Annotated in this window: 8 protein-coding genes; 4 read left to right on the top strand and 4 right to left on the bottom strand. The window is 76.1% G+C overall.

What is annotated here, in order from left to right; genetic code table 11:
- Positions 1 to 117: 117 nt before the first annotated feature.
- Positions 118 to 1,458: a cytochrome P450 gene (locus ACWENR_RS28255; RefSeq protein ID WP_452279994.1), complete on the bottom strand. Its 1,341-nt coding sequence runs from the start codon at positions 1,456 to 1,458 to the stop codon at positions 118 to 120.
- 641 nt (positions 1,459 to 2,099) lie between these two features.
- Between ACWENR_RS28255 and ACWENR_RS28250 the strand changes: the two genes are divergently transcribed.
- Positions 2,100 to 2,348 carry a DUF2630 family protein gene (locus ACWENR_RS28250; protein WP_452279993.1) on the top strand — a complete coding sequence of 83 codons (249 nt, stop codon included), beginning with the start codon at positions 2,100 to 2,102 and terminating at the stop codon, positions 2,346 to 2,348.
- A 43-nt stretch (positions 2,349 to 2,391) separates the two neighbouring features.
- On the opposite strand, the gene ACWENR_RS28245 is transcribed toward ACWENR_RS28250, so the two are convergent.
- The 3 genes from ACWENR_RS28245 to ACWENR_RS28235 form a co-directional block, all read right to left on the bottom strand.
- Positions 2,392 to 3,327: a serine protein kinase RIO gene (locus ACWENR_RS28245; RefSeq protein ID WP_452279992.1), complete on the bottom strand. Its 936-nt coding sequence runs from the start codon at positions 3,325 to 3,327 to the stop codon at positions 2,392 to 2,394.
- Between the two features lie 167 nt (positions 3,328 to 3,494).
- Positions 3,495 to 4,139, bottom strand: a complete 645-nt coding sequence (locus ACWENR_RS28240; protein WP_452279991.1) for an HAD family hydrolase — start codon at positions 4,137 to 4,139, stop codon at positions 3,495 to 3,497.
- A 112-nt stretch (positions 4,140 to 4,251) separates the two neighbouring features.
- On the bottom strand, positions 4,252 to 5,151 hold the full coding sequence (locus ACWENR_RS28235) for a carbon-nitrogen hydrolase family protein (protein WP_452279990.1): 900 nt from the start codon (positions 5,149 to 5,151) through the stop codon (positions 4,252 to 4,254).
- Positions 5,152 to 5,258: 107 nt separating this feature from the next.
- Between ACWENR_RS28235 and ACWENR_RS28230 the strand changes: the two genes are divergently transcribed.
- The 3 genes from ACWENR_RS28230 (at position 5,259) to ACWENR_RS28220 (ending at position 7,790) form a co-directional block, all read left to right on the top strand.
- On the top strand, positions 5,259 to 5,831 hold the full coding sequence (locus tag ACWENR_RS28230; protein ID WP_452279989.1) for a TetR/AcrR family transcriptional regulator: 573 nt from the start codon (positions 5,259 to 5,261) through the stop codon (positions 5,829 to 5,831).
- 241 nt (positions 5,832 to 6,072) lie between these two features.
- Positions 6,073 to 6,975 carry a TIGR04222 domain-containing membrane protein gene (locus ACWENR_RS28225; protein ID WP_452279988.1) on the top strand — a complete coding sequence of 301 codons (903 nt, stop codon included), beginning with the start codon at positions 6,073 to 6,075 and terminating at the stop codon, positions 6,973 to 6,975.
- Positions 6,972 to 7,790 (top strand): DUF692 domain-containing protein, encoded by an 819-nt coding sequence (locus ACWENR_RS28220; RefSeq protein ID WP_452279987.1) that lies wholly within the window; start codon positions 6,972 to 6,974, stop codon positions 7,788 to 7,790. Before ACWENR_RS28225 ends, ACWENR_RS28220 begins: the two co-directional genes overlap by 4 nt.
- Positions 7,791 to 7,817: the final 27 nt, after the last annotated feature.

The following is a 7,817-nucleotide window of genomic DNA, read 5'->3' as shown; positions in this document are numbered from 1 at the left end:
GTCCCGGGCGCACTCGACCGCGGCCTCGACGATCGCCCGGACCTGCATCGCGAACAGGCCGGGTCTCGTACGCATCAGGTCCCTCGGCGGTGGCGCGGTCGCCGGCCCGCGCCGTGGTCACTCCGGCCTCCGCTCGTGGACGGGCGTCAGCGCCATGACGACGGGCCGCCCCGGGCGCAGGGTCGCCGCGAGCTGCTTGGGCGGCATCCCGGCGTCGCGCAGCCGGAAGCGGTACCGGCTGAGGATCGTCGCCACGACCAGCGGAGCCTCCAGGTTGAACAGGTACATGCCGAGGCACTGGTGCGGGCCGCCGCCGAACGGGAAGTACGCGTACCGGTGGCTCCGGCGGGGCTGGTCGGCGCGGAAGCGCTCGGGGTCGAAGGTGTCCGGGCGGTCCCAGTACCGGGCCAGCCGTTGGGTGACGTAGGAGCTGACGGCGACGATGCTGCCGGCGGGGATCCTGGTGTCGCCGATGACGTCGTCCGCCACCGCCGTGCGGGGCACCAGCCACCCGGCCGGGTACATGCGCAGCAGCTCGTCGACCACCGACCGGGTGTAGGTGAGGGCGAGCAGCTGCTCCCGGCTGATCACCCGGTCGGCGCCCACCACCTCGTCCAGCTCGGCGTAGAGGCGGCGGGCCACCTCCGGGTTGGCGTCGAGGATGGGCCACAGCCAGGTCAGCACGGCGTACGTCGTCTCCGTCGCGGTGGCGAACATGGACACGACGTCGTCGCGGACCCGCTGTTCCCCGAGCGGACGGCCGTCCTCGTCGCGGGCGTTGGCCAGGGCGGCGAGCAGGTCGTCGCCGTCGCGGGGGTGGGCCCGTTCGGCGCGGACCAGGGGCAGCATGATCTCGTCGACCACGCCGACGGCGCGGCGCAGGGCGCGGTCGCCCGGCACCGGCACGGCGTCGGGCAGGAACGGCAGGAGCAGGCGGGCCCGCAGCGCGGTCACGATGGTGTCCTGGGCGGCCACGATCCGCAGCTGGTCGGCGAGGGTGACCCGGTCGGCGAAGAAGACGCTGCTGATCGCCCGGCAGATGACCCGTCCCAGCTCGGCGCCGGCGTCCAGCCACCGGCCGGTCCGCGCGGGCTCGTCGAACTCGTCGACCGCCTCGCTGACCGCGCGGCTCATCGAGTCCACCAGGGAGTCGATGCGCTTGGCCGTGAAGTGCGGCTGCATCCGCCCACGGCTGGCCTGCCACTCCGGCCCGTCGGACATGATGCCGTCGCCGGTGAGCCGCCGGACCGGCCGCCACAGCATGCTCCGGCCGCCGCGGGTGTAGTTGGCCGCGTTGTCGCGCAGCACCTGCTGCACGTGGGCCGGCTCGGTGACCAGGTAGGGGCGGATCGTCCCGAGGTTGAGGCGGAGGACCTGGCCGGGGGCGGCGTCCGCCTCCCGCACGAGCGTGCCGAGCGGGTCACGCACCAGGTCGGGCAGCATCCTCCACAGTGGCACCGCGCGCGCGGCTCGGGCGGGCGCGGCGGCATCCAGGTCAACCATGACACCCCTGCACCCGATGCTCCCTTCCACCGACGGTCACGCTGCGTGGTGACAGACCGTCCCTGGGACGGCTGCCGTGCGTCACGATTCCGGGAAGCATGCCACCCCTCGCCGAACCCGCGCTAGCCGCATTACGAAAATTCTTCTCATGGGAATGCTGATCCATGAAGGAATTCGTGGCGGGTGTCACTCGTGGAGGGTGCGCACGTAACGCCACTCGGCCGCCACCCGCTGGTAACCGAACCACTCGTCCACCGCGCGCACGGCGTGCTCCGTCGGCCCGGCCGATAGCCGCGCCGCGCGGCGAAGGAGACGGCGGCCGGCTCGTCTACCACCCGCGCGTACGCCCGGCACACCCCGAGGCCGGCGAGCCGCTCCTGCGCGGCGGCGAGCAGCGCCGTCCCGGCCCCCGCAGCTCGCGACGCACGACGATGCCGAGCCCGGCTCGGCGCTCTCGTACGGCAGAGCCGTCCGGGCCACGCCGGCGATCCCGCCGCCCACCTCGGCCACCAGAAATCTGCCGCAGCGCCCGCGCGGCGGGGGCGGCCAACGGTGGAATCCGGGCGCGCCCGCACCGCCTGTGCCACGCTCAGTGCATGGACGACAAGACCATCCTGAACCGGATCTCCGAGCTGGTCGACGAGGAGCACCGGCTGCGCGCCGACGCCCAGGCCAACGAGTCGGGCACCGACGACGACGCCCGCACCCGGCTGCGCGAGCTGGAGGAGTCCCTCGACCAGTGCTGGGACCTGCTGCGCCGGCGGCGGGCGGCGCGGCAGACCCACGGCGACCCGGAGGCCCAGGGCGTGCGCCCCAGGCCCGAGGTCGAGCGCTACCTGCAGTGAGCCCGGCCCCGGGCGACCGGAGACGGCCGCCCGGCGCACCCGGTCAACGGATCCCCGCCTCCCGCAGCAGCAGCGCGGTCAGCGTGGCCGGGTCGGCCGTCTCGGCCACCAGCCCCCGGGCCGCGAACCAGGTCGCGACCACCCGGACGTCGCGGGCCAGGAACTCCGGTCCCTGCGGGTTGGCCACCACGTCGACCACCTGCGGCAGGTCGATCAGCACCAGCCGCCCCGCGTGCACCAGGAGGTTGTACGGCGACAGGTCGCCGTGCGCGAGGCCGGCGCGGGCGAGCACCACCAGGGCGTCGACCATCTGCTCCCACAGGGCGCGCAGCTCGCCGGCCTCCGGCCGCAGCTGGGCCAGCCGGGGCGCGGCCGTCCCCTCGGCCGGGTCGCCGAGGAACTCCAGCATCAGCTCGGTGCCGCGCAGCTGCACCGGGTAGGGGACGGAGATCGTGCCGTACCGCGCGCCGATCTCCCAGAGCCGGGCCAGCGCGTCGAACTCCGCCGCTGCCCACTGCCCGGCGATCATCTGCCGGCCGAACGCGGTGCGGCCGGCCATCGCCCGGTTCTCGCGGGAGCGGCGGACCCGGCGCCCCTCCAGGTAGCCGGCGTCGCGGTGGAAGAGCCGGTGCTGGGCGTCCCGGTAGCGCTTGACCGCCAGCAGGCAGGACCGGTCGGTGTCGGGCACCGCGCGGCGCACCAGGTGGACGTCCGCCTCCTTGCCGGTCTTGAGCACACCGAGTTCGGTGTCCTTCGCGGCCAGCTCGGTGACCAGCCAGTCCGGGTGGGGCTGCGGGCCGTGCACGGCGTCGTCCCAGGAGGACCAGCGCTCCCCGGTGTCGGGGTCCGGCTCGGCGTCGGGGTCGGCGAGGGCGGGCTCGGCGGCCCGGCCGCGCTTCAGGAAGAGCTGTTCGTCGTCGTCGAAGCGGCGCTTGCCGCGGCTACGGCGCTCGCGCGCCGGAAGGTCGTGATCGCGCACTGCGGTGGTGATCCCTTGCTCGAGGCTGATGGAGGCAGGTGGAAGTGACCTGCGAAGACGGCCATGACCGACCCCCTCTCCTCGACCGGGCGCACGCCCGGGTGCACGATGCGCCGACCATGCTCACGCCTCCGGCGTCGCGGGGCAACCGAATTACCGGCCGGGCGTCAGCCGCCCAGCACCACCGCGACGGCGGCGATCAGGCCGTCCGCGGTGCGCGTCGGCGCGAACCGGCCGTCGGTCCAGGCGCGCCCCCGGTGCAGCCAGACGCTGGGCAGCCCGATGGCGGCGGCGCCGCCGATGTCCGCCTCCGGCCCGTCGCCGACCACCCAGGCGCCCCGCAGCGGCAGCCGCGCCCGCCGCGCGGCCAGCGCGAAGATCCTCGGGTTGGGCTTGCTGACCCCGGCCTCCTCGGAGATCACCCAGTCGGCGACGAACCGGTCCAGCCCGGTACGCCGGATCTTGACCTCCTGCTGCCGCACCGCGCCGTTGCTGACCACCACGGGCGTCCAGCCGGCGTCGGCGGCGATCCGCAGCGCGCAGGCGACCAGCGGGTCGAGCCGGGTGTTGGCGAGCACGCCGTCGTGCAGCTCCTCGACGAGGTCGATGGAGGGGATCCGCAGCCCGTACCGGTCCCGGACGGCGTCCGCCACGTCCCACCGGTCGGTCAGCCCGTCGGCGTCGACGGAGAGCAGCCAGTCGATGTCGCCGGCCGGCGCGCCGACGCCGGCCAGGAAGCGTTCCGCCCAGGCGCGGAAGGGGCCGGCCCGGTCGAGCAGGGTGTCGTCCAGGTCCAGCAGGAGCAACGGCACTCGGGCACCCTACGGGACTCCGACCGCCCCCGACAGGCCCGAGCGACGGGCCGGCGTCCGGCGCACCGCCGAGCCCTCGGGCGCCTGCCCCGGTGGCGGCGGCGGGCCGGCGTCAGGCCGACAGCAGCGAACGCGCGGGCCCCTGGTCGGGCAGGCGGTCGAGCAGCATGGAGTGGGCCGCCCGGGTGGCCGCGAGGGCCTCCGGGTCGAGCGCGACGACCAGCACGTCCTCCCCGGTGTCCGCGCCGCGCGCCAGCGGCCGGCCCTCCGGGTCGTAGACGGCGGCGCCGCCGCCGAACCGCCACCGGCCCTCCCCGCCGACTGCGTTGGAGAAGACCACGTACATCGTGTTGTCCAGCGCGCGGGCGGCGTAGTAGAGGTCGCGGCGGTGCTCGGAGCCGACCACGTAGCCGCTCGGGCAGAGGTAGCCGTGCGCGCCGTCGACCGCGGCGGCGCGGCCGTGCTCCGGGAAGCAGCCGTCGTAGCAGATGCCGAGCCCGAACCGCCAGCCGTCGACCAGCAGGGTGGCGCCCCGGTCGCCGGCGACGAACAGCTCCCGTTCGCCGCTCCAGAGCTGCTGCTTGTCGTAGCCGACGCGGACCACGCCGGCCGGGTCGACCACCAGCGAGGAGATGGTCCGCCGGCCGTCCGGGTGCCGGACCGCCGCGCCGACCACCACGGCGGCGCCACCGTCGCGGGCGGCCTCGCGCAGCGGGTCCAGGCGCGGGTCTGCGACCGTCGCGGTGGCGTCGGCCGCGACGTCGGTGCCGGCCGGGTCGGCCGCCAGCGTCTGCGGGTGGTACGCGGGCAGGAACAGCTCGGGCAGCACGGTCACCCGGGCGCCCCGCTCCGTGGCCCGGCGGACGAGCCGGGCGGCGGTGGCCGCGTTGCCGGCCACGTCGCCGGGTACGGCCTCGGCCTGCACGGTCGCGACGGTCAGCGGCGCGGCGGGAACCTCGGCGGCGGCGGGGACCTCGGCAGCGGAGGCCTCGGCGGCGGGGGGTGACGTCACGCGCCGATCCTAGACGGCGTCCGCCACGCCCGATGATCATTCGTTCGGCGCAAACCAAGCCGTACGTACGGTTTGCGAGACGAGGGGCGACCTGACACGATCGACCCGTGCCCAGAGTAAGCCAGGACCAGCTCGACGCGCGCCGGCAGGAGATCCTCGCCGCCGCGCGGGCGTGTTTCGCGCGGCACGGCTACGAGGGCGCCACCGTGCGCCGGCTCGAAGAGGCCACCCGGCTGTCCCGCGGCGCGATCTTCCACCACTTCCGCGACAAGGACTCGCTCTTCCTGGCCGTCGCCGAGGACGACGCCGCCGCCATGGTGGAGACGGTCGCCCGCAACGGCCTGGTCCAGGTGATGCGGGACCTGCTGGCCGGCGCGGTCTCCCCCGACACCACCGGCTGGCTGGGCAGCCAGCTCGAGGTCTCCCGGCGGCTGCGCACCGACCCGGCGTTCGCGAAGCGGTGGGCCGAGCGGTCCGCCGCGATCGCCGAGGCGACCCGCGAGCGGCTGGCCCGCCAGCGGGAGGCCGGCGTGCTCCGCGAGGACGTGCCGATCGACGTGCTGGCCCAGTTCCTCGAACTCGCCTACGACGGGCTGGTGCTGCACCTGGCGATGGGCCGCCCCGCCGGCGACCTCGGCCCGGTGCTCGACCTGGTCGAGGAGGCGGTCCGCCGCCGCTGACCGGCGCGCGGGTTCGTCCGGTCGAGGAGGCGGTCCCCGCCGACCGGCACGGCGCCGCGTCTGGTCGAGGAGACGGTCCGCCGCCGACCGCACGACGCCCGCCGGCGGCGCGTCCGCCGCGCCGTCCCTCCCCGCGTCCGGCCGCCCGCGTATCGGTCCGGTAACTCGCCCACCGCGACGGGTCCGGCCTGGCGGGACTGCCCCACAATGGGGCGACCCCCTCGCTCGACAGGAGCAGCAGATGACTGTCCTCGCCGCACCGGGTGACACCTGGGGCATCCCCGGCCCCCTCTTCCTCCGGGTCTACCTCCTCGCCGCCGCCGTGGTCGTCGTCGCCTCGATCGTGCACCGGGCCCGCGTCCTCGCCGGCCCGTCGGCCGGCGACATCGGCCCGCTCGGCCCGCAGCAGGTCGCCTACCTCAACGGCGGGGAGCAGCTCGCGATCTGGACCTCGCTGGGCGGGCTGCGCGGCAGCGGGGCGATCGGCGTACGACCGGACCGGCGGCTCGCGACCGGCGGCCCGCCGCCGGCCGGGCTCACCCCGCTGGACCAGGCGATCCACCGCGCGGCCGGCCGGAACGCCACCACCCGCGAGCTGCGCCACGACGAGTGGGTGCGCCGGGCGCTCGACCAGCTCCGGACCGGCCTGGAGGAGCGCGGGCTGGCGCTCTCGCCGGCCCGCCGGGCGGCCCTGCTCCGTGGCACGGTCCTGCTCTCCGCCCTGCTGCTGGTCGGCTTCGTCCGGATCTTCGCGGGCCTGTCCAACGACCGGCCGGTCGGCTGGCTCGTGCTGAGCCAGCTCCCGCTGATCGTGGCCGTGGTCCTGCTCTACCGGGTGCCCCGGCGGACCCGCGCCGCCACCCGGGAGCTGCGCGGCCTGCGGCAGCGGCACACCTATCTCGCCCCCGCGTCGGCCCCCGCCTACGCCACCTACGGTGCGACGGGCGCCGCGATGGGCGTGGCGCTGTTCGGCGCCGCGTCGCTGTGGGCGATGGATCCCGGCTTCGCCGAGCAGGCCGAGATCCAGCGGCAGGCGGCCAGCAGCGCCGGCGGCTCCTCCGGCTGCGGCGGCGGCAGCTCGTGCGGCGGTGGTGGTGGCGGGGGCGGCTGCGGCGGCGGGTGCGGAGGCGGGTGCGGCGGATGACCGGCCCGCACGGGGTCGGCATCGGCTGGCGGCCGGAGATCTCCGGCTTCGTCGCCGACCTGCCCGGGCTGCGCTTCGTGGAGGTCGTCGCGGAGTCCGTCCCGGCGACCGGGCCACTGCCCGCCGGGCTCGCCGCGCTGCGCGAGCGCGACGTGACGGTCGTACCGCACGGCGTGCGGCTCTCCCTCGGCGGCGCGGAGCCCGTCGATCCGGCCCGGGTCGCCCACCTGGCGGCGGTGGCGGAGCTGACGGACGCGCCGCTGGTCAGCGAGCACATCGCGTTCGTCCGGGCCGGCGGCGTCGAGGCCGGCCACCTGCTGCCGCTGCCCCGCAGCCGGGCGGCGGTCGACGCGGTCTGCGCCAACGTCGCCCGCGCCCAGGCGGAGTTGCCGGCGCCGATCGCGCTGGAACCGATCGCGGCCCTGTTCGACTGGCCCGACGACGAGCTCGACGAGGCCGACTTCCTCACCGAGATCCTCGACCGCACCGGCGCGTTCCTGCTGCTCGACGTCGCGAACGTCTACGCCAACGCCCGCAACCGGGGCACCGACCCGGTCGCGCTGCTCGACCGGCTGCCGCTGGACCGGGTCGCCTACCTGCACGTGGCCGGCGGCGCCGACCATGGCGGCTTCTACCACGACACGCACACCGATCCGGTGCCCCCGGCGGTGCTCGACCTGCTGCGCGAGCTGTGCGCCCGCCGCCGGCCGCCGGCGCTGCTGCTGGAGCGCGACGGGCACTACCCGCCCGCCGCGACGCTGCGCGCCGAGCTGGACGCCCTCGCCGCCGCCGCCGGCTTCCCGGCGGTGACGTGAGCGGCGACCTGGCCGCCCGGCAGGCCG

This window comes from Micromonospora sp. NPDC004336, assembly GCF_053602615.1.
Note: the sequence above shows the minus strand (reverse complement) of the source record. Positions and strands in the feature narration are given on the sequence as shown.